The organism is Archangium minus (assembly GCF_044360475.1).
Taxonomy (GTDB): domain Bacteria; phylum Myxococcota; class Myxococcia; order Myxococcales; family Myxococcaceae; genus Archangium; species Archangium minus.
In genome coordinates, this window is record NZ_CP043494.1 from 8,726,519 (window position 1) to 8,747,627 (window position 21,109).

The window sequence follows — 21,109 nt, forward strand, 5'->3', positions numbered from 1 at the left end:
GCTACCTGGTGATGGGCCACCACTTGCGCCGGGTGAGCGCCTGGGAGGTACCAATGCCCGCCGCGAGCGCCCCCACGCGCAGCGCCGTCTGCACCAGGGTGGCCGTGCCGGCGGTGTAGTCCTGCGCGGCCAGCTCCAGCACGGTGCGGAAGGCCAATACCCCCGGCACGAGCGGGATGAAGCCGGGGATGACGAAGATGCTGGTGGGCATGCGCAGCGCGTACGAGATGGGCTCGGACAGGAGCACGATGGCGAACCCGGCGAGGAACATGGCGCCCTCGGGAGGCAGCGCCGGGGCGAGTAGCACGGAGCCACCGCGCACGGCGTAGCCCACCGCTCCCACGAGGGCACACGGCAGCAGCGCTCGGCGAGGCACGTCGAAGAGCACCGCGAAGCCGACGGTGGCGGCGAGCGCGAACAGGATGGCGAGCACGAGCGGCGGCGGCGCGTTGGTGGAGAGCGCCAGGTCGAGGCCTGAGACGAGCAGCACCACGTACAGTCCCGCGCCGACGACCGCGACAACGAGCACGGCGGAGGTTGCCCGCGACAAGCCGGAGAGGGTGTCTCCGCGGAACAGGTCGGCCACGGAGCTGACCATGAGGACACCCGGCACCAAGAGCAGCACCGAGGCGGCCAGGGCGAGCCCCGGCTCGGGAGTTCCCAGCACACGAGCCCCCACCAGTCCGAGACCAGCGGCCAGCAACGTCACCAGGAAGGTCATCGCCAGCCGGCCCATCTGCAGGCGGCCCAGCCACTCACGCAGCGCCTGCCCCGCGCTGGACGCCACGCCCGCCACCCCGGCGTCGATGGCATTGCCGCCAAAGAGGAGCGCAAAGCAGGCGCAGCCCATGCCCACGGCCAGGACCGTGAGGACATCGCCGAAGCGCCTGGGCGCGCGGGCAATCTGCTCCAACGCGTCGCGCAACTGAGCCCGGTTCAGCTCACCCGAGCTCGCGCGTTCGGCGAGCGAATTGACGGCGGCGACGCGGTTCAGGTCGATGCCCGTCTTCAACACGCGCACGATGCGGGTGCGGTGCAGCTCCTGGGCGATCGCCGTGGTCACGATGCCGGTGGGCGTGGCGAACACGTCCAGCCGCTCGGCGCCCAGCGCAGTGCCGAAGCGGGTGACGGTCTCCTCCACCCGCGCCATGTTGGCGCCGTTCTCCAGCATGATCTGCCCGGCGCGAAGCGCCACGGCGAGGACTTCTCCGAGTTCCTGGTTATCGAGACGATGCGCGTCCATACCGGGGAGTCGTTACTTGCCGAGCGGTCGGGTGTTGGTGACGTGGAGCCCCGCGTCCGTGGCGAAGACGAACACCTCGCTGGCGGGAGGGAGCTCGATGAAGTCGCGCCGGTCTCCGCCACCGAGCGCGAAGCCCACCTCGACACGGTGGGCGCCCGGCTTCAAGCCGTGGACGATGACGGTTCGGGAATCGGCCGAGGGCCGGCGAACGTGGTCCACCGAGACGGTGCAGGGCCTCTGGCAGCGGACATGGAGGACGGAGTCCTCTTCCTTCTTTCGCTCCTTGGGAGGCGCAGGTCGGGTGCCCGCATCGGCCGCCGGAGAGACGGACAGGCGCCCCTTCGAGTCGACATGGACGTGGACCTCGGACACGTCCGGAATATCGATGTAGCCGGTGGCCTGGGAGCCCCCGAGAAAACCCTTCACCTCGATGCGCCGCTTGCCGGGAGAAACGTGCGTGAACTCCCAGCTCCACAGGGAGTCATGGAGGCGCCGGCCGGGCTTGCCCTCGAGAAGGACGGTACAGGTCCCGACACAGCGGACCTTGACGGTGGTCCCCTCGGCAGCGAGCGCGGCCGACGAGAGGAGCAGGAGAACGACACAGAGCGCACGCATGGAGGACCCAGGACGTCTACCACTTCATCCCGGGTCCTGTGTGGAAGCGCCTACCCCCACTCTTCCTTAGGAAGCGAGGACGACGCCTGGCCAACACCCGCGAAGATGGACTGGACGGTCCCCATCACGAAGGCGCGAGACATCTCCAGGAGGGCCTCCTTCTGCTTGAGCATCTCCTCTGTCTCACCCGTGCCCTGGGTGGCGGCACCGGTCTTCGCGTCCTTCTTGGCGGCGGCCAAGGCCTGCGAAACGACGTCGCGGCCGGAGACAACGGGGGCATTCGCCGACCTCGACAGGGTCGACACGCCGCTGGCGCTCGCCTGCACGCGCGAGAGGAAGCTCGTGCTCGGGGCCTCCCGGGTCGTAGACGGGGTCGCGGTGGGCAGGCGGGGACCAGTCAGACCGTTGATGGTGGACATGACGCCATTATCTCCCAAACCGCTCCGGAAGTTGCGTGGCCCTCTCAATCATTGCGCTGGACGTCCACGTACAGCGGCCCGCCTTCTGGGTGGAAGGCCACCTCCAAAATCCACCCGTCGCGCTCCCAAGTGAGGACCGTGTCTCCCAGCAGCTCCTCCACCTCGCTCGGACGCGAGAACGCAGCCTCGAAGGCCTGGCGCGTCGTCAGCCGCGAGGCCGGCACGGTCTGCTGGGGCAGGACGATCTGCCCCGAGAAGGACTGCCAGGGCAGACGCGTGGACGTGAGCCCCTCCTCGGGCCGCTGCAACGCGATGCGGAAGGACTCCACCTCCCGCTCCGCCGGAACGTCGATACACAGGCCCCACGCGGGATAGGCCCAACACCCCCACTTGCGCTTCTCGCGCCATGAGGCCGGTGCGCCCAACACCTCCCGGACGCGGCTCACAGGCTCTCCCAGCCGGAGGGTGCACAGGCTCGGCCGCGTCAGGTCCAACACCAGCTTCTCGGGACGCTCGGGCCTCGGCCAGCCGCGGAAGACGATGGCTTCCACCAGGCCCATTACGGCTTGCCGAGCTGAGCCCGGCCCTCCTCAGCGCCCTCGAAGTGAATGCGATCCATCACGTACGCCACCGCGCTTGGTCGCGAGGAGCCATCGAACTCTCCAGAAATAAAACGTCCACTCCATTATCGAGCCAATCCGGCCCGATTTGCCCACAAACCCGCGTTTTTTCAGCCTTCACGAAGCGTCACGGGGTGCTCCTCTCCATATAAACCCCCGTTTTCACTTCAAGCGAAGGCATGACCGTCGAGGTGGGCGTATGGTGCGCCACCTCCAGGAGGGACAGGACGAAGATGGAGTACAGGAAGGTAGCGACCGCGCTCACGATCGCGGGCTCGGACAGTGGCGGTGGAGCGGGAATCCAGGCGGATCTGCGTACCTTCGCCTTCCATCGGGTTCACGGGACCAGCGCCCTGACGGCGCTCACGGCCCAGAACACGCTGGGCGTCACCCGCGTGGACGTCATGTCCCCGGATTCGGTAGCGGCTCAGATTGACGCGGTGGCCTCGGACATCGGCATAGGCGCCGCGAAGACCGGCATGCTCGTCAACCAGGGGATCATCGCCCGGGTGGCCGAGCGGGTGAAGTCGCTGGGCATCACCCCGCTCGTCGTGGATCCAGTCATGGTGTCACGGGCGGGCTCCCGGCTCATCGATGACGAGGCTGTGGCGGCACTGAGGGAGCAGCTCCTACCGCTAGCAACCCTCGTCACCCCCAACCGGCACGAGGCACAGCTCCTCGCGGGGCTGGAGCTCCAGACGCTGGAGGACATGCGGGAGGCTGCGCGCCGCATTCACCGGCTGGGGCCGAAGGCGGTGCTCGTCAAGGGAGGCGCCATGCCGGGGAGCCTGCGTGGCACCGACGTCTGGTTCGATGGCGAGCGCCTGGAGACGCTGCACCTGGCCTCAGTGGAGACGCGTAACACTCATGGTACGGGGTGCACGCTGTCCGCGGCCATCGCCGCCAACCTGGCCTTGGGGCATGGACTGTTTGAAGCCACCCAGCTTGGCAAGGAGTACGTCACCCGGGCGCTCCAACACCCGCTCGCCGTGGGCCGGGGTAATGGGCCCATCGGGCACTTCTTCCCACTGCTCGGAGCATGAGCCACTCCACTCCAGGTGTAGGCGCGTCTACCCGGACTCCGAGCGTACAGACTTGGATATCTGACAAGGTCGGCCGATGATGGCTCGGAGACACCCCCCCGGGACGCGTTAGCATGAGAACACGATGAGCAAAGCCGCCTCGGGTCGCCGACCGGACACCACTCAGGGTCGAACCCGCTCGCGTGCGCTCGTGGCGGAACGAGCGCTCGAAGCCAGCAACCGTCTGCTCCGGGCGCTCACCGAGTCTCAAGCGGAGTTCATCCAGGGCAGCGATGCGCACCACCTGTTCGACAAGCTGCTCACCGTTCTGCTCGATCTGACGGAGAGCGAGTACGGATTCATCGGCGAGGTCCTCCGAGACCCGGAGGGCAAGCCCTACCTGCGCAACCACTCCATCAGCAACGTCGAATGGACGGACGAGCTGCGGGAGCTGCGCGACCTGGACACGATCTTCGGCAGCGTGCTCACCACCGGGGAGCCCGTCATCGCCAATGAGCCCGCGGAGGGTCCGCGCCGAGGCGGCTTCCCCAACGGCCACCCCCCGCTGAGGACCTTCCTCGGCTTGCCCTTCAAATCCGGGGGCGAGCTGGTGGGCATGGTCGGCATCGCCAACCGCCCTGAAGGCTACGGCCCCGAGCTCGTCGAGTTCCTCCGGCCCTTCCTCACCACCTGCTGCAGCATCATCATGGGGTGGCGCAGCGAGCAGCAGCGGCGCCGCACCGAGGTGCTGTTGCGCCAGCGGGAGGAGGAGCTGCAGCGCCACCGCGACCAGCTGGAGAAGATCCTGCACAACGGCACCGCGGAGCTGCTGCAGACCACCGTGGCGCTGGAGGAGCGACAGGCGCAGCTGCTGCACTCCGAGCGGATGGCCTCCCTGGGGCAGCTCGTGGCCGGCATCGCCCACGAGATCAACAACCCCCTGGGCTACATCACGAGCAACCTGAGCACGCTCACCCAGTACCTCTCTGTCTTCATGGAGCTGCTCGAGCTCTACCGCAAGCTCGCGGCGACCCTGGGGCCGGAACAGCAGCAGGGGCCCGCCGCCGAGCTGCTCGCGCGCATCCAGTCCCTCCAGCAGCAGGAGGACCTCGATTACCTTCTGGGCGACGTGAACGACCTGCTCCGCGACTCGCGCGAGGGCGCCCACCGCGTGGCGGACATCGTGCAGAGCCTGAAGGCCTTTGTGCGCGAAGACTCCGGACAGCCGGAGCTGGTCGACGTCAACAAGGAGCTGGCGACCACACTGAAGGTGGTGTGGAACCAGCTTAAGTACCGGACCGAGGTGCGGTGTGACTACGGGCCGGTGCCGCCCATCCTCGGCCGCCCCGCCCAGCTCAACCAGGTGTTCACCCACCTGCTGCTCAATGCCGTGCAGGCCATCCCGGAGCGCGGGCTCATCCAGATCACCACGCTGCGCGAAGGCAACGAGGTCCTGGTCCGCATCTCCGACACGGGCCAAGGCATGACACGCGAGGTCCTCGCCAGGCTCTTCACCCCGTTCTTCACCACCAAGCCGCCAGGCAAGGGCACGGGGTTGGGTCTGTCCATCAGCTACGGCATCATGTCCCGCCACAACGGCCGCATCGAGGTGAAGAGCCAGTTTGGACAAGGAAGCACCTTCACCTTGCGCTTCCCCATCGCCCAGGACCTCTGACGAGCAGCCCCCGCCCCGGCGTCACATCTGTGCACGAGCGGCCTCTCTCTACATGCTCGCAGGGTGACCCACACGTTCGTGTGAAGAATAAAAAAAAGAAGCAACACGGAACGTGTCACTTGCGATAATCTTATGACCGTTTTTCTCGGTCCTTAAGACAGGAGGCTCTCGCATGTGGATTGAGACCATCGTCATGCCCCGCGAAGAGCCCGCCGAGTATCGCCCCGCCCCCCAACGAGACCGAGCGGCTGCCTATGCAGCGGCGCGCGCCGAGGGAGAACAGTTTCGGGACTCGGTCCTGAGCTATCTCCAATCCCATCAATTGATGGGCGCGGTGAAATGGGTGAGCGATCCAGGCAGCATCCCCATGGTGACGCTCCACTGCACCTCCAGTGTGTTGGAGCAGCTCCAGAAGGAGCCTCGCTTCGAAGCGGGCCACTCCCTGGTCCTCACGGTTTACTGAGGGTACGAGTCCGGCCGTGGGGCAGGCCACCAAGCGTGACGGTAAAGGTTCTGTTATTCAAAGAACCCATGACGGACACGCTCAGATACGTCCCGGACGTCAACCTGGATGCCACCCTGGTCACCCCTGCCTCGCGGACCGGAAACGTCTCCGTGCCGCAGAGTGCTCCAATGACCGCCTCCGCCCGACGCAGCACCGTGCTGCCCCGGATTGAGTGGAAAGGGAATCGGCCTGACGTGGTGCCCTTCGAGCGTGAGCGCTTCGAGGAGGTCCGCCAGCTGGGTCAGGGAGGCATGGGCGAGGTGGTGCTGCTGAAGGACAACGACATTGAGCGGATGGTGGCCCTCAAGCGCCTGCCCGAGGGGTCCGATCTCGATCGCGTGCTCCGGTTCGTGGAGGAGATCCGCACGGCCGGACAGCTCGACCATCCGAACATCGTCCCGGTGCACGACGTCGGCGTGGACCACCTCGGCCGGTACTACTTCGTGATGAAGCACCTCCAGGGCGACACGCTCGAGTCCATCATCGAGAAGCTGCGCCAGGGAGACGCCGCCACGCATGCGCGCTTCACCTTCCCCGTCCGGGTGCAGGTCTTCATGGGCGTGCTCAACGCGCTGGCGTACGCACACCGCAAGGGCTTCATCCACCGGGATATCAAGCCCGCCAACATCATGGTGGGGCCCTATGGCGAGGTCACCGTGATGGACTGGGGCCTGGCCCGGCGCCCCCACCAACCAGATGCCGTGGCCCATACCGCGACGCCCGTGCCCACCACGACGAGCCTGCGCGAGGCCGTGTCGCTGCAGACCCAAATGGGCGCCGTGGTGGGAACGCCGCTCTACATGTCGCCCGAGCAGGCCCGCGGCCAGCACGACGCGGTTGACGTGCGCAGTGACACCTACAGCCTGACCGTCCTGTTCCACGAGTTCCTCTTCCTGCGGCACTACCTGGAGGGACGTGAGTCGCTGGCCGAGGTGCTCTCGGGGGTGGAGAAGGAGAGCCCCAACGTCTTCACCCACCAGTCACACCCACACCAGCCTCCCGTCCCTGTGGAGCTGATGTGGTTCGTCCACAAGGGCCTCGCGAAGGACCCGGCGCAGCGCCACCAGTCGGTGGACGAGATGATGCAGCATCTCCAGGGCGTCATGGAGGGACGCATCGAGGTGCAATGCCAGCGAACCTTGCTCAAGCGCGGGTTCCACGAGGCCCTTCGCTCGGTGGATAAGCACCCGCTCGCCATCATGGCCGGGGCCACGGCGGCCGTGGGGGTGGTGCTTGCCTCGGCGGCTCACCTACTGATGGTCCTGCTGGGCTGACACGGGGCGTCACGGCCCCCCGGGTGTAACGCCAGAGGTTTTGGGGTAGATTTACACTCCCGGGCTTCGCTGCCGCACAACCCAAGGTCCAGCTCCATGCCTTCCCTCCCTCAAGGCTCAGCCCCGGTCTCCCGGGAGCGGGCCGGTGTGATCACCGGTGCCCAGAGTTCCGCAGAGGAGAAGCAACGGGCCAGCAACCAACTGCTGCGGGCACTCATCGAGGCGCAGGCGGACTTCGTTCGCGGGGCTGAGCCCCGGGATGCCTTTGAACGGATGCTCGCGGTGGTGCTGGAGCTGACGGGCAGTGAATCGGGTGTCATCGGTGAGGTGCACCAGGCACCCGGCGCCACGCCCTCGTTCCACGTTGTCGCCAGCCTCCCTCCGGACGAGACGAATGCCTCGTGGGAACTGCCCGTACGGCCGGAGCTGCCAGGACGGGAGCTGCGAGATCTGCGCGCGCTCGTGGGCGCCGTCTCCACCGCAGATGGGCCCGTGGTGTGTGGAGCCCCCGGCGCGGAGCACACCTTTCTGGGACTGCCCTTGGAATCCGCAGGGGAGCGCCTGGGCGTGGTGGGCCTCGCCAACCGCCCCAACGGGTACGACGCCGAGCTCATCGACTTCCTCCAGCCCTTCCTCCTCGCCTGCGGCAGCATGTTGATCGGCTGTCGCAACGAGCAGCGGCACCAGCGGGACGAGCAGGAGCTGCGCCGCATCCAGGAGCGGAGCGCGGAGCGCCTGCAGGTGGTGATGGAGAGCGTGGCGGATGGCGTGTGGGAGCTGGACGTGACCACCGGCCAGATGTTCACCAACCGCCGCTGGCTGGGCATGCTGGGCTACGACGAGGGCGAGCTGGAAAGCAGCTTCGCCACCTGGTCGAGTCTGTGCCACCCCGAGGACCTGCCCGAGAGCATGCGGGTCTTCAACGAGCACACGACCGACGCCCTCCCGCTCATCGAGCGTGAGCACCGCTTCCGGTGCAAGGACGGCTCCTGGCTCTGGATTCTGTCCCGGGCCAGGATCGTGGCACGCGACGAGCAGGGCCGCCCTTTGCGCATCGTGGGCACCAACGTGGACATCACCGCCCGGAAGCTCGGGGAGGAACGCCTGCGGGCCCTGGTGAGCACCCTGCCGGACATCGTCTTCCGCATCGGCGCCGACGGCACCTACCGGGACTACCACGCCAACAGCAACCTGGAGCTGCTCATCCCGCCGGAGAGCATCATCGGCACCAACCTGAGGGATTTGCCGCTCGCCAAGCCCGTGCTCGACAAGGCGCTCATGCACCTGGCACGTGCCATCCGCGAGGGCACCCTGGAGGTCTTCGAGTACGTGCTGGACCTGCCCCATTCGGGTCGCATGCACTACGAGATGCGCCTGACGCGCAGCGCCCCGGACGAGGTCATCTCCATCGTCCGCGACATCACCGAGCGCAAGCAGACGGAGGAGCGGCTCGTCCAGCAGGAGGTGGAGCTGCGGCGCCACCGAGACAGCCTTGAGGAGTTGGTGCGCACCCGCAGCGAGAAGCTGCTGCAAGCCACCCTCGAGCTGGAGGAGCAACAGGCCCAGCTCATCCAAACCGAGAAGCTGGCCTCGCTGGGGCAGATGGCCGCTGGCGTCGCGCATGAGATCAACAACCCCGTCAGCTACGTGATGAGCAACCTGGGGACGCTGGACCAGTACTTCTCCTCGCTCGCACCGCTGATGCAGCTCCAGCGCGAGCTGCTGGCCCCCCAGGACGAGCAGACCGGCAGCGCTCCCGCGGAGGTGCTCGAGCGGATGCGCGAGCTGTGGCAGCGAGAGGACGTGGAGTACATCCTCGGCGACCTACCAGAGCTTATTGAGGAGTCCCTGGCGGGAACCCGGCGCATCAAGGAGATCGCCCAGAGCCTGCGCTCGTTCGCGCGCGAGGACTCGGGGGAGCCGCAGCTCGTGGACGTGAATGCGGAGCTGGCCTCCTCGCTGAAGATTGTCTGGAACGAGCTCAAGTACAAATGCGAGGTGAAGCGCGACTTTGGTCCGCTGCCGCCCGTGAGCTGTCACCCCACGCAGATCGCGCAGGTGTTCACCAACCTGCTCGTCAATGCGGCACAAGCCATCGAGACGCGAGGAGAAATCCGCATCCGCACGCGGCACGAAGGCAACGATGTGGTGGTGGAAGTGGCCGACACGGGCAAGGGGATGACGCAGGAAACGCTCTCCAAGCTCTTCACCCCCTTCTTCACCACCAAGCCGCGAGGCCAGGGCACGGGACTTGGGCTGTCCGTCAGCTACGGCATCATCACCCGCCACAAGGGCCGCATCGACGTGCAGAGCGAGCCCGGCAAGGGCAGCACCTTCATCGTCCGCCTGCCCGCCGCCCAGCGCTGATCCACACCACCGAGCGCTACGCCCACGCGCCGCGGCCGGCCGCCCGAGAGCGGCCCCGACATGTTGAGCTCACGGGAGCAGCTTCGCCATCAACTCCGGCCTGCCCTCGAGGAGCTTCTGGATGGCGGGAACATAGGGGGTGAGCAAGGTGCGCTTGAGCTCACTCCGCTCGACCCAGTCCCAGTCCACTTCGCCAAAGGGAGGCTTGGGGTCGTACTCGATGATGGCCTGGATGCTCCGGGCGACGGTGTCACCGGCGAGCCGCGCGGCCAGGGCGAGTCCCATGTCAATCCCCGCCGACACGCCGGCGGCCGTGATGGCCCTGCCATCCTCGACCCAGCGCTCACGCGTGGCCCGGGCACCGAACCGATCGAGCGCGTCGAGGAAGGACCAGTGCGTGGTGGCCTTCCGGCCCTCGAGCAGCCCGGCCGCCGCGAGGATGAGCGAGCCGGTGCACACGGAGGCCAGCACCTCGGCGGTAGTCCCCGCCGAGCGGACATAGGCCATGAGCACGTCGTTCGTCATGGCCTGGATGGGGCCCAACACCCCACCCGGCAGGACGAGCGCATAGGGCCCTGGCACCTCGGCGAACGTGCGCTCTGGCACGATGCGCATCCCGAGATCGGTCGTGATGGGCTCCAGGCGCTCACCCACCGTGACAACTTCGAACGGCCCGAAGTTCTCCAGGGGCTTGAGCACCTGGAGCGGCCCCACCAGATCCAACGGCGTCACTTCCGGGTACACGACGAACGCGATGACCTTCTTCTGCATGTGCTTTCCCCCACTCCAGGTTCGAGGCCCACCTACCCGCCGGGCCTCTGTGATGAAACCATGATGGAGAACGTAACCCGGCGTGAGGCACGATGCAGGCCGCATCTGGATGATGGCGCTCATCCCGATGCCCGAGGTCGCCCGAAGATGAAGCACGTGCTGAGCAGTGCCCTCTGCTGTGTCCTCCTGCTGCTGTCCACACCGGCCCTGGCGGATAGCGTCATCGTCGGCACGGTCACCAGCGCCGAGAACAAGAAGCCCCTCGCGGACGTGGTGATCACCGCGACCTCCCCCAACCTGCAGGGCGAGCAGGTCGTGGTGACGGATGCAAACGGCAACTACCGCATCCCCCAACTGCCACCGGGCGTCTATACCCTTCGGTTCGAAAAGGAATCGTTCAGGCTGCACGCGCGGCAGGACATCCAGCTGCGCCTGGATCGCACCATCCGCGTGAACGTGGAGCTCCTGCCCGAGAGCTTCTCCGAGTTGATCGAAGTGACGAGCTCGGGAAGTCGCCCGCTCATCGACCTCGGCGCCATTGGCAGGGGCATCAGCAACTTCTTTGGAGGCCGCGGGCGAGCGAGTGCCCCGGGCAACACGTCCGCCGCCCCGCCCGCCAGCCCTCCTCCACCGCCCCCACCTCCCGAGCGCACCGCGCCGCTTCCCCAGCAGCCCTTCGCGGACATGTACTTCAAGAGCTACGGGGTGAACCCGACCATCGACACCGAGGAGGAGCGCTTCTCCACCTTCTCCGTGGACGTGGACACCGCGTCCTACTCGATGGCGCGCTCCTACCTGGAGCGGGGGGCACTGCCGGACGAGCAGTCGGTGCGCGTGGAGGAGTTCGTCAACAGCTTCGACTACGGCTACGCGAGCGACCCCGAGTCCCCCTTCAGCGTGCACGTGGAGGGCTTCCCCTCCCCCAGCCGCAAGGGCTACCACGTGGTGCACATCGGGCTGAAGGCGCGCGAGGTGAGCCGTGTGGCGCGCAAGCCCGCCCACCTCGTCTTCGTCATCGACGTGTCCGGATCCATGAACATCGAGAACCGACTCGCGCTGGTGAAGCGGGCGCTGCGGCTGCTGGTGGATGAGCTCGACGAGCGCGATCGGATCTCCATCGCCGTCTACGGCTCGACCGCACACCAGGTGCTCGCCCCCACGAGCGCCGCTGACAAGCACAAGTTGATGAGCGCCATCGACAGGCTCCAATCGGAGGGCTCCACCAACGCCCAGGCGGGCCTCGAGCTGGGCTACGCGATCGCCTCGGAGCACCTGCGCGAGGGCGGCATCAACCGCGTCATCCTGTGCTCGGACGGAGTCGCCAACAACGGCATCACCGACGCGGACGGCATCTGGGAGCGGGTGCGCAAGCAAGCAGCGCGAGGCATCACCCTGACCACCGTCGGCTTCGGCATGGGCAACTACAATGACGTGCTGATGGAGCGGCTCGCCCAGGTGGGAGAGGGCAACTACGCGTACGTGGACCAACTGGAAGAGGCGCGTCGCATCTTCGTGCAGAACCTCACCGGCACCCTCCAGGTGGTGGCCAAGGATGTGAAGCTGCAGCTCGAGTTCGACCGCCAGGCCGTGGTCCGCTATCGGCTGGTGGGCTATGAAAACCGGATGCTCGCCAAGGAGCAGTTCGCCGATGACCGGGTGGACGCGGGTGAGGTGGGGGCAGGCCACAGCGTCACCGCCATCTACGAGGTGAAGCTGCGTGAGCCCACCCCCTCCTTCGCCACCCTGCGCATCCGCTACAAGGCGCCGGAAGGGGGCGACTCGCGGTTGATGGAGAAGCAACTGCCCTCCAGCCTCCTTCGGACGGCCTACGGCAGCGCCGCACCCCCCACGCGCCTGTCCTACGTGGCGGCGGCCTTCGCCGAGAAGCTGCGCGGCTCCTACTGGGTCCGCTCCCTCTCCTGGGCACAGCTCTCCTCACTGTGGGAGGAGCTCAACGAGCCCCTGCGCGACCGGCCAGACGTAAGGGAGCTCGGCGCCCTCATCCGGAACGCCCAGGCACTCGACAAGCGCACGGATCGCTTCGAGCAGCTCGAGCCGGTCTTCACGATGGACTTCGACCGCGTCCCGGTCATCAAGTAGACCCTCCACATGCTCCGCAGGCTACTCCCCACCCTCTCCGCCCTCGTGCTCGGCCTGGCCGGGCTCGGGTGGGGCCTGTGGCAGTTACAGCGCATCTTCGCCACCGAGCGCGAGGATGCCCGGGCCTCGCTCCACTCCCGGCGTGAGGCCCTCGAGCAATACGCCCTCGTCGCCCTGCGCCAGGAGCTGAGGGAGAAGTTGGAAGCGGCACGGCCCGCGCTGGAGCTCGCCGCGGCCGACCCACTCGCCCCCGCCGCGGGCCTCTACCTGCGCGAGCGCGGGGAACAGGTCCTGCCACGGCTGGCCCTTCATGACACGGGGGAGGACACCCCCGCCCGCGACCGGTACACGCGGCTTCGCTCGGGCAAGGAAGTCCCCGACGAGGAGGAGGGGCCCTGGATGGAGCGGCTCGCCCTGATGCGCGCCTTGGAGCGAGCACTCGATCGTCGGGATGCGCGGGCCGCAACCGAGGGGCTCGTGGCCTTCCTTCAGCACCGTGCACGGTACGTGCTCGCCTCCACACGGGACGTGCCCGGCTTCCTGGTGGTGCTGGAAGCACTCGCGGAGCGGGCAACCCCGGAGCCTCCTCTCATGCAGTCGCTGATGCATGACGGAATGGAGGACGGCCAGGGCCACCGGCTGGAAGGACTGCAACGGCTGCTCCTCCTCAAGCGCTCGCGCTTCACCCGCGCGGACTTCAACTTCCTGCATGAGCGCGTCGTGGAGCTGTCCAGACGGACGGGAACGCCCGTCATCGACTTCGAGACACGCACCGCGGAGCTGGCCGCCGCTCCCCTGCCCCTGCCCGACTCCATCCCCGGCCCTGTGCTGGTGCGCTCCGGCTGGTACCTGGAGCCGAAGGACGAGGACCATGTGCGAGGCGTCGCAGTGTCTCCCGAGGCACTGTTGGAGACGCTGACCCGGGAGATGCGCGAGCGCGGGCTGTTCGGTCCCGAGGGGCATGTGCGCCTGCTCGGGACGCAGGAGGTGATGCCGCTCGCGCGCCTCCCGCTGGGGGTGGAGACGCCGGAATGGGGGAAGGAGGAAGAGGCCCTGGAGCGGCGCTACCGGTTGAAGACGGGTATGGTGGTGCTGTGCGCGGGGCTGGCGCTGACCATCGCCGCGCTCGCCTTCCTGGCCCAGCACCGGAAGTACCGCTTCCTGGAGCTCAAGAGCGACTTCGTGGCCACCGTGTCACACGAGCTGCGTACACCTCTGGCCTCCATCCGGCTGCTCGCGGAGACCCTCGAGTGGCGGCTGGAGCAGGGAGCAGAGACGAAGGACTACCCCGCGCGCATCATCCACGAGGCGGATGGGCTGGGGTTCCTCGTGGAGAACCTGCTGTCCTTCAACCGGATCGACAAGGGCCGGTGGGTGCCACACCTCGCGGTGGTGCGGCTGGACGAGCTGGCCTCCACGCTGCGGCGCGACCTGGAGGCTTGGGCCCGGGTGCCGGTGGAGCTGAACGCTGACGTGGGTGATCGCGAGCTGCTCGCGGACCCGCAGTTGATGCGGCTGCTGCTGGCCAACCTGGCGCGCAATGCCTGCGCCTACAACACGCGCGACCCCGTGCGCCTGCACCTGGAGTCGCTCGCGAACGGACGCGTGCGCTTCACCGACAACGGCGTGGGCATCCCCAAGGCCGAGTGGGAGCGCATCTTCGGCGAGTTCTACCGGCTGAAAGGCCAAGGGCGTGAGGTGCCCGGCAGCGGGCTCGGACTCGCGCTGTGCCGACGCATCATGCGGCTGCACGGAGGAGACCTCCGTGTCGCGGCCTCCAGACCTGAGGGGACCACCTTCGAGCTCACCTTCCCGGAGCGGCGCTGAATGACCCACACTCCTCCCGCCATCCTCCTTGTGGAGGACGACCTGAACCTGCGGCTCGCGCTGCGCGACAACCTGGAGAACCAGGGAGGCTACACCGTGGAAGAGGCGACCACGGTGGCCGAGGCACGCGCGCACCTGGCCCGGCGAGGCTTCCAACTCATCCTGCTCGACGTGATGCTGCCGGACGGCGACGGCTACACGCTGTGCCGGGCGCTGCGTCAGGAGGGCGTGACGACGCCGGTGCTGATGCTCACGGCGCGCACGCTCGAGGACGACGTGGTTCGGGGCTTCGAGGCGGGTGCACAGGACTACCTGGGCAAGCCCTACCGCCTGCGCGAACTGCTCGCTCGAGTGGGAGCGCTGGTGCGGCGCGGCGGCGGCGTGCCCGTGCAGGTGCTGCGCTTCGCCGGCTATCGGATGGACCTCGACCGGCGCAAGGTGGAGACACCCGAGGGCAAGATGGTGGAGCTGACGCGCACCGAGTTCGACCTGCTCGCCTTCCTCGTGCGAGAGCGCGAGCGCGCGCTGCGCCGGGATGAAATCCTCGACGCAGTGTGGGGCCGAGACGTGGTGGTGGATCCGCACACGGTGGACAACTTCGTCTCCAGCCTCAAGCGCAAGCTGGGGTGGAACAGTGCCTCGCGCTTCACCATCCAGACTGTGCGCGGCGTGGGCTACCGCATGGAGCTCGAGGGAGCGTGAGCCTCCTCTATCTGCTCCTGGTGGGCGTCCTGCTCGCGGGGATGCTGTCCATCGTCTTCCACACGCTGCGGACAGGCATCTCTCCCATGCCCACCTCGGGGAAGGTCCGTCGCCAACTGCTCTCCCTGCTCCCCTCGGAGCTCGAAGGAACAGTGCTGGAGCTGGGCTCCGGCTGGGGGACGCTGGCGTTCGCGTTGGCAGACCACTGTCCTCGCGCCCAGGTCTTGGCCTTCGAGCTGTCCCCTCTTCCCTATGCCTTCTCACGGCTGCGCCAGCGCCTCGCCCCGCGGCCCAACCTTCAGCTCGTGCGCGAGGACTTCTTCCGCGCTTCCTTCTCAGGGGCCTCGGCGGTCGTCTGCTACCTGTTCCCCGGTGCCATGAAGCGCCTGGCACCCAAGTTCTCTGAAGAGCTCGCACCCGGCACGCGCATCCTCAGCAACACCTTCGCGCTCCGCGGGTGGATGCCCGTGCAAGCCCTCGTAGTAGACGACCTGTACCGCACCCCCATCTACCTCTACGAAGTACCAGCCCGAGAGGACAGCTCCGAGGCAGGTGGCACGAGACCTCGTGGAGTGTCCACGAAGCACTAGGACTGAATCCGAGAGTCTGTGGATGTCCCCTCTCCCTGAAGGAGAGGGAGCTCCAAAGTCCTCGAAGCACGAGACCTGGGCGGTAGGCCACGTCCCCTCCCCTCCTCGGAAGTCAGGCCCCCGTTCCGCTCTGACAGGTCCTCTGCTCATGACAGACCCAGGGGATACGATTCCCTTCGTCGCCGCGAACGGATGCGGCACGCAATGGGAGGGACTCGTGGCAGACATCGCGGACGGAGCCCAGGTCGAGGTGAAGGGCTCTGGCGCCAAGCCGTACATCCTGAAGAACACCGGTGGCGTGTACTCGTGCTCGTGTCCGGCATGGCGCAACCAGTCCGTGGCCATCGAGCGGCGGACCTGCAAGCACCTGCGCAAGGTTCGAGGGGATGCGGCCGAGGAGGCCCGAGTGGGCTCCACAGACACCAGCGCTCCGGCCCAACCAGCGGCCCGCGGCGCCCGGGCCCGCTCAGGTACAAGCACGGACACGGAGTCGGAAACCGTCACCGCCCCACCGCTGCTACTGGCCCACTCCTGGGAGAACGACGTCGACCTGACGGGCTGGTGGATGAGCGAGAAGCTCGACGGCGTGCGCGCGTACTGGGATGGCAAGCAGTTCCTGTCCCGCCAGGGCAATCCGTTCCTCGCGCCGGACTGGTTCACCGCGAAGCTGCCCAACACCCCGCTCGACGGGGAGCTGTTCGGCGGGCGCAAGAAATTCCAGCGCACGGTGAGCATCGTGCGGCGGCAGGACCGAAGCGATGACTGGAAGGAGCTGGCCTTCGTGGTCTTCGACGCGCCAGGAATGGACGCACCCTTCGAGGAGCGAATCGCTCACTGCCAGCGGTTCGTCGAGGACGTGGCACCGCCGTACACCGAGTGGCTACAACACGAGCCCTGCCGGGGCGTGGATCATCTGCGCCAGGAGCTGGCGCGGGTGGAGGGACTCGGAGGCGAGGGGCTGATGCTGCGCCGGCCGGGCTCTCGCTACGAAGCGGGACGCTCCCACACCTTGCTGAAGGTGAAGAGCTTCAAGGACGACGAGGCACGCGTGGTGGGGCACGTGGCGGGAGCGGGCAGGCACAAGGGCCGGCTGGGCGCGCTGGAGGTGGAGCTGCGCGACGGCACCCGCTTCTCCGTAGGCACCGGGCTCTCCGATCAGGAGCGGGAGAACCCGCCCACCGTGGGCACCATCATCACGTTCCGCTACCAGGAGCTGTCCAACGACGGCGTGCCGCGCTTCCCCTCGTATGTGGGTGTGCGCATCGACGCCGCGCCCTTCGAGCCGGTGGCCCCGCGCAAACGCGCCTGAGCCGGATTTAACCTTCCACCGGCTCCGGGGTTTTTCAGGGCAGATGACGCCGGGATCGGGTTTCCCGGCGTCCTTCCCAACGAGGAGACCCCGCTCATGCGCGTGAATCTCGCCCTGTCTGCCGCCGTTGCTTCCCTGTTGTTCGCCGCTCCCGTGCTCGCCGAGCAGCCCGCCGCTAGCGGGCAGACGGCACCCGCTGATCAGTCGGACCGCCACCACAAGAAGGGGTGGATGCGGCGGCACAAGATCGAGCACCTGGAGCAGCGGTTGAACAAGGCCGTCGAGAACGGCCGCCTCACCCGGCAGCAGGCGGATCAGTTCCTCGCCGAGGCCCGGCAGCTCCGCGACGAAACCCGCTCGCTGCGCGAGGCCAACGGGGGCCAGCTCACCGAGGAGCAGAAGCAGCAGTTCAAGGAGCGCAGGAAGGCCCTGCGCGAGAAGGTGCGCGCGGCCATGACGGCCACCCAGCCCCAGGGCACCTGACGAGAGGAAGGGGCGAAGACCCCGCCCCACTCCTCAAACGAAGAGCCCCGCTACCGCGCGTCCTTGACGGTCTGGACGGTGGGGCTCCTGAACGTGGGGTCCCCGAGGAAGCCGGAGTACATCAGCCGGTTGGGCGAGCACCGCCCCGCGCTGGCCACCTTGCCAGGCGTCGCGTTGTCGACGAGCACAGAGGACACGGCGGCGGGAGCAGCGGTGGGGTTGCGCTCCAGGAAGAGCGCGGCGAGGCCGGCGACGTGCGGCGCGGCCATGGAGGTGCCACTGAGGACACGGGTGGCGTTGTCATCGGAGATCCAGGCCGAGGAGATCTCATGGCCCGGAGCGAAGACATCCACGCAGCTCCCCCAGTTGGAGAAGGAAGCACGCTTGTCGCTGCCCTCGGTAGCACCCACGGTGATGGCCTCGGGGGCCCGCGCGGGAGAACGCGAGCAGGCGTCCTGGTTCTCGTTACCCGCGGCGACCACGAAGGTCACCCCCGCGGCGACGGATTGACGGATGGCGTCATCGAGCGCCTGGCTCTTGGCGCCGCCCAGGCTCATGTTGGCCACGGCGGGGAGTTGCCGGTTCTGGGTCACCCAGTCCACGCCGGAGATCACCCCGGCGGTCGTGCCACCCCCTCCGCAGTCGAGCACACGCACCGCGTGGAGGTTGACTGCCTTGGCGACGCCGTAGACACGGCCGCCCACAGTGGCCGCCACGTGCGTGCCATGCCCATGGCAGTCGATGCCCTTCTGCCCATCCGAGAAGGCATCGAAGTCGACCTGCGCGCGCCCACCGAACTCGGAGTGTGAGATGCGGATACCGGTGTCGAGGATGTAGGCGTGTACGCCCTTGCCGTTGGCGCTGTAGAGGTAGGTGTTGTCCAGCGGCAGGTCGCGCTGATCGACACGGTCGATGCCCCAGGTGGCCTCGGGCTGGCGCTCACCGATGGCGCGCATCACCCCGTTCTCCTCCACGTACGCCACCTCGGGATCGGCAGCCATCGCGTGGGCCTGCTCCGGCGTCATCCTGCTCGCGAATCCTCGCAACACCTGCGCGTACGTGAGGAAAGCGCGGCCGCCGTAGCGCGCCGAGAGGCTGTCCGCGACCACAGAAGGCGCGAGCAGTGTCTCGCCCGGACGTGGTGTCCTGAGGACGACGATGTACTCACCCGGAATCGCATGGGTCACGGTGACAAACTTCCCGGTGCGGGCCTCGGACCCGAGAGAGGCCTGCGGGCAGGGCTCTTCGGAAGGCGGCTTGGGAAGGGGAATGCTCTTGGAAGGGCAACCCACCAGCAAGGACACGGACACAGCGGACACGGCCATCCACGACACGGTACGGAAACGCATCGCTTCCCCCTGTTGCCAGGAATATTCCCGGCTGCCTGTTTCAGTTTAGAGGGACGTCTGACCTCCCCATTTCCGGTCCAGGATTGTGCACATACGTCCAAAACCAGACAGGGCTACTTCCGAGGCAAAGGCTTCTGTTCCTCGGGCAGGGTGGCGGGAGGCTCTCGTTTGAAGGGACTCCAAGACACCACCACGTCCTTGCCCGTCGCGTCATGGCCATACAGGAAGTCGAGGAGCTGTTTGATATCAGACGTGGCCTCAGCGGCACTCACCGTCACGTAGCCGCGAAAGCCCCCGTGCTCGAGGACCTCCTCCACGTGGATGACCTCGCGCCAGGGCCGAGTGGTGGTGTCCGCTTGACCGTCCCAGTGAAGGGAGATGCGCTCAAGACGCTCCCAGGTGATGTCTGTCTCCTCCGGAGCACGGACCACCACGTCGCTGCGCCAGCCGCCCTCTGGGAGTGGGCGCCAGCGGGAGACCCTCAAGTCGACGGGAGGCGGTGTCTCCAACGGAGGCTGCCCGCGAGCAAGGACGAAGGCTGTAGCCTCCAGGGGTCCACCCTGCTCGAAGCGGGCCTGGAGTCTCACGGTGAAGCTCTTGATTTCCTGCGCGCCGAGTCCCTGGAGTGCATAGGTGTGCTCGACGAGGGGCTCGGAGGTGCTCGCAGTGGAGCCATCGCCGAAGTCCCACGTGTACGCGACGATGCGCTCGCGACCCTGGTACAGCGCCTGGAACGCGAAAGCCCCGTGCCCTCGCTGGACGACGCCAAGGCGAAGCGGCTCGTGGCGCTGCCCCTCTCCCTCGCCGCACCGGCGCACGTCGAGCTCGATCTCACGCTCGGCGAGCACGCCGACACGCCGCCCACCGAGGTCCTTGCACACCTGGAAGCGCACGAAGTATCTGCCCGCCGTCTCGGGTGCCCGCCACTGGAGCGTTGGACCGGGATGCAGCTCGGCGCCGCCCCCCGACACAGGCCAGACCCACCGGTAGACCGCACCCGGCTCGGGCTCACCGCCAAGTCGAGCGGATAAGCCCATCGACTCGCCCGCGCACACCCACGGCCGGTCTCTGTCGATTCCTTCGATGACGACGCTGGAGGCAACCGATACCCGCTCCTCACGGAGGGCCGCGGAGATCGCATCCGCGGTGGAGACGGCGGGGACAGGCACGCGCGAGGGAGGCGGCGCAGGAGCAGGAGGAGCCGGAGACCGAACCTCCGTGGCGAGAGGACGGCGCTCGGGAACAGGGGCTGCTCGAGACGGAGCCTCGCTGATGGGCCAGCTCCACAGCGCGACGACGAGCGCGAGCAGGAGCGCCGAGACGGAGAGCCCCACGAAGACGCGAGCACGCGCCCTGGAGCCCGAGCGCGTCGGGTTTTCGGGTGGCACGGGAGCGTTCCGCACGAAGCGTCAGAAGCCGAAGTCGTTCAGGTGGCGGCGATAGCCCTGCGAGTTGGGCCGGTACCACTGGTTATCCCAGCCCGTGAAATCCACATCATCGAGCAGCCGCTCTGTCTTCCCGTTGAGCGAAATGGAGTTGATGAGCTGAACCGCCGTGGACCCCACGTTCCGGGAGACGAGCCAGTCAGAGCCATCGAGGTACTGAGAGGAATGGCGGCTGCAATAATCCTGGTAGAAGCAGCCATTGTCGCAGGTGCTCAGGCTGTTGTAGGTGGCGTGCTTGTCTTCGGCAACGTAGAGCGTGGGCCAACCGCGATAGGAATTGCGCGAGTCGGCAGCAGTGTCGTACTCGATTTGATCATACGAGTACCACGCGGATGAATCACAAACGCTCTTGCGATGGGCGGACATGTAGACCCAGTCAAGGAGCCACCTGCCACCGGAGTAATGGACCTCGAGGATCTGGAACTCAGGGTCTCCGTCATGACCGGTGGTGACGCCGGAGTCCTCGAAGAAGGTGTCCATGTAGAAGATCTGCAGCGTGCGGGTGGAGAAGTTGGTGCTCTTCACCGCGAAGTAGGGACGCCGGGCCTGGCCGCTCTCACCACTGTCAAACCAGAAGATGGGCATGAACCAGAAGGCGACCTGGTACTCGCAGTCATCATTGAGCCCATCGCTGTCGGCATCCGCGCCGGTACTCCAACAGTCGTCACCATAGGGAATGGAGCCGAGGCCATCAGCGCGAGCCGGGCTCGGCATGGCGAGCAGCAACACCCACGACATGACTGCGATTCTTGCGATGTGATCCATTCACGTCTCCACGAGGGGGACGCGAAGG

The 21,109-nt window shown here is 67.3% G+C and carries 19 protein-coding genes; 11 read left to right on the forward strand and 8 right to left on the reverse strand.

Features of this window, described 5'->3' with window-relative positions; all coding sequences use genetic code 11:
* Nucleotide 1 precedes the first annotated feature (1 nt).
* From F0U60_RS35380 to F0U60_RS35395, 4 genes are read right to left on the reverse strand one after another with little or no spacing between them, the layout of a single operon-like run.
* Entirely contained in the window at nucleotides 2-1,243 is a 1,242-nt protein-coding gene (locus F0U60_RS35380; RefSeq protein ID WP_395806467.1) for a threonine/serine exporter ThrE family protein, read from the reverse strand.
* Nucleotides 1,244-1,255: 12 nt separating this feature from the next.
* Nucleotides 1,256-1,858, reverse strand: a complete 603-nt coding sequence (locus tag F0U60_RS35385) for a hypothetical protein (protein ID WP_395806468.1) — start codon at nucleotides 1,856-1,858, stop codon at nucleotides 1,256-1,258.
* A gap of 50 nt (nucleotides 1,859-1,908) precedes the next feature.
* Complete coding sequence (locus tag F0U60_RS35390; RefSeq protein WP_395806469.1) at nucleotides 1,909-2,277, reverse strand: hypothetical protein; 369 nt, start codon at nucleotides 2,275-2,277, stop codon at nucleotides 1,909-1,911.
* A gap of 44 nt (nucleotides 2,278-2,321) precedes the next feature.
* Nucleotides 2,322-2,837, reverse strand: a complete 516-nt coding sequence (locus tag F0U60_RS35395; RefSeq protein WP_395806470.1) for a hypothetical protein — start codon at nucleotides 2,835-2,837, stop codon at nucleotides 2,322-2,324.
* A gap of 293 nt (nucleotides 2,838-3,130) precedes the next feature.
* On the opposite strand from F0U60_RS35395, the gene thiD reads away from it, so the two are divergent.
* The 5 genes from thiD to F0U60_RS35420 all read left to right on the forward strand — a co-directional run bounded on the left by thiD (nucleotide 3,131) and on the right by F0U60_RS35420 (nucleotide 9,740).
* The gene (thiD, locus tag F0U60_RS35400; RefSeq protein WP_395806471.1) at nucleotides 3,131-3,940 is read left to right on the forward strand and encodes a bifunctional hydroxymethylpyrimidine kinase/phosphomethylpyrimidine kinase; all 810 of its coding nucleotides are present in this window, start codon (nucleotides 3,131-3,133) and stop codon (nucleotides 3,938-3,940) included.
* A 124-nt stretch (nucleotides 3,941-4,064) separates the two neighbouring features.
* The gene (locus F0U60_RS35405) at nucleotides 4,065-5,594 is read left to right on the forward strand and encodes an ATP-binding protein (protein WP_395806472.1); all 1,530 of its coding nucleotides are present in this window, start codon (nucleotides 4,065-4,067) and stop codon (nucleotides 5,592-5,594) included.
* Nucleotides 5,595-5,766: 172 nt separating this feature from the next.
* A complete protein-coding gene (locus tag F0U60_RS35410; RefSeq protein WP_395806473.1) occupies nucleotides 5,767-6,057 on the forward strand; it encodes a hypothetical protein in 291 nt (96 codons plus the stop codon).
* A 68-nt stretch (nucleotides 6,058-6,125) separates the two neighbouring features.
* Nucleotides 6,126-7,373 carry a serine/threonine-protein kinase gene (locus F0U60_RS35415; protein ID WP_395806474.1) on the forward strand — a complete coding sequence of 416 codons (1,248 nt, stop codon included), beginning with the start codon at nucleotides 6,126-6,128 and terminating at the stop codon, nucleotides 7,371-7,373.
* Nucleotides 7,374-7,520: 147 nt separating this feature from the next.
* Nucleotides 7,521-9,740 (forward strand): ATP-binding protein, encoded by a 2,220-nt coding sequence (locus tag F0U60_RS35420; protein ID WP_395806475.1) that lies wholly within the window; start codon nucleotides 7,521-7,523, stop codon nucleotides 9,738-9,740.
* 69 nt (nucleotides 9,741-9,809) lie between these two features.
* Here F0U60_RS35420 and F0U60_RS35425 read toward each other — a convergent pair whose 3' ends face one another.
* Nucleotides 9,810-10,511 (reverse strand): DJ-1/PfpI family protein, encoded by a 702-nt coding sequence (locus F0U60_RS35425; protein ID WP_395806476.1) that lies wholly within the window; start codon nucleotides 10,509-10,511, stop codon nucleotides 9,810-9,812.
* 147 nt (nucleotides 10,512-10,658) lie between these two features.
* On the opposite strand from F0U60_RS35425, the gene F0U60_RS35430 reads away from it, so the two are divergent.
* The 6 genes from F0U60_RS35430 (at nucleotide 10,659) to F0U60_RS35455 (ending at nucleotide 17,522) form a co-directional block, all read left to right on the forward strand.
* The gene (locus tag F0U60_RS35430; protein ID WP_395806477.1) at nucleotides 10,659-12,611 is read left to right on the forward strand and encodes a von Willebrand factor type A domain-containing protein; all 1,953 of its coding nucleotides are present in this window, start codon (nucleotides 10,659-10,661) and stop codon (nucleotides 12,609-12,611) included.
* Nucleotides 12,612-12,620: 9 nt separating this feature from the next.
* Nucleotides 12,621-14,438 (forward strand): sensor histidine kinase, encoded by a 1,818-nt coding sequence (locus F0U60_RS35435; RefSeq protein WP_395806478.1) that lies wholly within the window; start codon nucleotides 12,621-12,623, stop codon nucleotides 14,436-14,438.
* Nucleotides 14,439-15,140, forward strand: a complete 702-nt coding sequence (locus tag F0U60_RS35440) for a response regulator transcription factor (protein WP_395806479.1) — start codon at nucleotides 14,439-14,441, stop codon at nucleotides 15,138-15,140. It begins immediately after the preceding gene.
* Nucleotides 15,137-15,730 carry a class I SAM-dependent methyltransferase gene (locus F0U60_RS35445; protein ID WP_395806480.1) on the forward strand — a complete coding sequence of 198 codons (594 nt, stop codon included), beginning with the start codon at nucleotides 15,137-15,139 and terminating at the stop codon, nucleotides 15,728-15,730. Before F0U60_RS35440 ends, F0U60_RS35445 begins: the two co-directional genes overlap by 4 nt.
* 217 nt (nucleotides 15,731-15,947) lie before the next feature.
* Nucleotides 15,948-17,039 carry a DNA ligase gene (locus F0U60_RS35450; protein ID WP_395806481.1) on the forward strand — a complete coding sequence of 364 codons (1,092 nt, stop codon included), beginning with the start codon at nucleotides 15,948-15,950 and terminating at the stop codon, nucleotides 17,037-17,039.
* Nucleotides 17,040-17,135: 96 nt separating this feature from the next.
* Entirely contained in the window at nucleotides 17,136-17,522 is a 387-nt protein-coding gene (locus tag F0U60_RS35455; RefSeq protein ID WP_395806482.1) for a hypothetical protein, read from the forward strand.
* Nucleotides 17,523-17,572: 50 nt separating this feature from the next.
* Here the strand turns inward: F0U60_RS35455 and F0U60_RS35460 are convergent, their stop codons facing one another.
* The 3 genes from F0U60_RS35460 to F0U60_RS35470 form a co-directional block, all read right to left on the reverse strand.
* A complete protein-coding gene (locus F0U60_RS35460; protein ID WP_395806483.1) occupies nucleotides 17,573-18,871 on the reverse strand; it encodes a S8 family peptidase in 1,299 nt (432 codons plus the stop codon).
* Nucleotides 18,872-18,984: 113 nt separating this feature from the next.
* Nucleotides 18,985-20,259 (reverse strand): PKD domain-containing protein, encoded by a 1,275-nt coding sequence (locus F0U60_RS35465; RefSeq protein ID WP_395806484.1) that lies wholly within the window; start codon nucleotides 20,257-20,259, stop codon nucleotides 18,985-18,987.
* Nucleotides 20,260-20,280: 21 nt separating this feature from the next.
* Nucleotides 20,281-21,081, reverse strand: a complete 801-nt coding sequence (locus F0U60_RS35470; RefSeq protein ID WP_395806485.1) for a hypothetical protein — start codon at nucleotides 21,079-21,081, stop codon at nucleotides 20,281-20,283.
* Between the last annotated feature and the right edge of the window lie 28 nt (nucleotides 21,082-21,109).

Coding starts and splice junctions, on each gene's coding strand:
- F0U60_RS35390 (WP_395806469.1), bottom strand. CDS start 2,277: ATGTCCACCATCAACGGTCTGACTGGTCCCCGCCTGCCCACCGCGACC.
- F0U60_RS35395 (WP_395806470.1), bottom strand. CDS start 2,837: ATGGGCCTGGTGGAAGCCATCGTCTTCCGCGGCTGGCCGAGGCCCGAG.
- F0U60_RS35455 (WP_395806482.1), top strand. CDS start 17,136: ATGCGCGTGAATCTCGCCCTGTCTGCCGCCGTTGCTTCCCTGTTGTTC.
- F0U60_RS35410 (WP_395806473.1), top strand. CDS start 5,767: ATGTGGATTGAGACCATCGTCATGCCCCGCGAAGAGCCCGCCGAGTAT.
- F0U60_RS35435 (WP_395806478.1), top strand. CDS start 12,621: ATGCTCCGCAGGCTACTCCCCACCCTCTCCGCCCTCGTGCTCGGCCTG.
- F0U60_RS35405 (WP_395806472.1), top strand. CDS start 4,065: ATGAGCAAAGCCGCCTCGGGTCGCCGACCGGACACCACTCAGGGTCGA.
- thiD (WP_395806471.1), top strand. CDS start 3,131: ATGGAGTACAGGAAGGTAGCGACCGCGCTCACGATCGCGGGCTCGGAC.
- F0U60_RS35440 (WP_395806479.1), top strand. CDS start 14,439: ATGACCCACACTCCTCCCGCCATCCTCCTTGTGGAGGACGACCTGAAC.
- F0U60_RS35430 (WP_395806477.1), top strand. CDS start 10,659: ATGAAGCACGTGCTGAGCAGTGCCCTCTGCTGTGTCCTCCTGCTGCTG.
- F0U60_RS35380 (WP_395806467.1), bottom strand. CDS start 1,243: ATGGACGCGCATCGTCTCGATAACCAGGAACTCGGAGAAGTCCTCGCC.
- F0U60_RS35415 (WP_395806474.1), top strand. CDS start 6,126: ATGACGGACACGCTCAGATACGTCCCGGACGTCAACCTGGATGCCACC.
- F0U60_RS35460 (WP_395806483.1), bottom strand. CDS start 18,871: ATGCGTTTCCGTACCGTGTCGTGGATGGCCGTGTCCGCTGTGTCCGTG.
- F0U60_RS35425 (WP_395806476.1), bottom strand. CDS start 10,511: ATGCAGAAGAAGGTCATCGCGTTCGTCGTGTACCCGGAAGTGACGCCG.
- F0U60_RS35470 (WP_395806485.1), bottom strand. CDS start 21,081: ATGGATCACATCGCAAGAATCGCAGTCATGTCGTGGGTGTTGCTGCTC.
- F0U60_RS35385 (WP_395806468.1), bottom strand. CDS start 1,858: ATGCGTGCGCTCTGTGTCGTTCTCCTGCTCCTCTCGTCGGCCGCGCTC.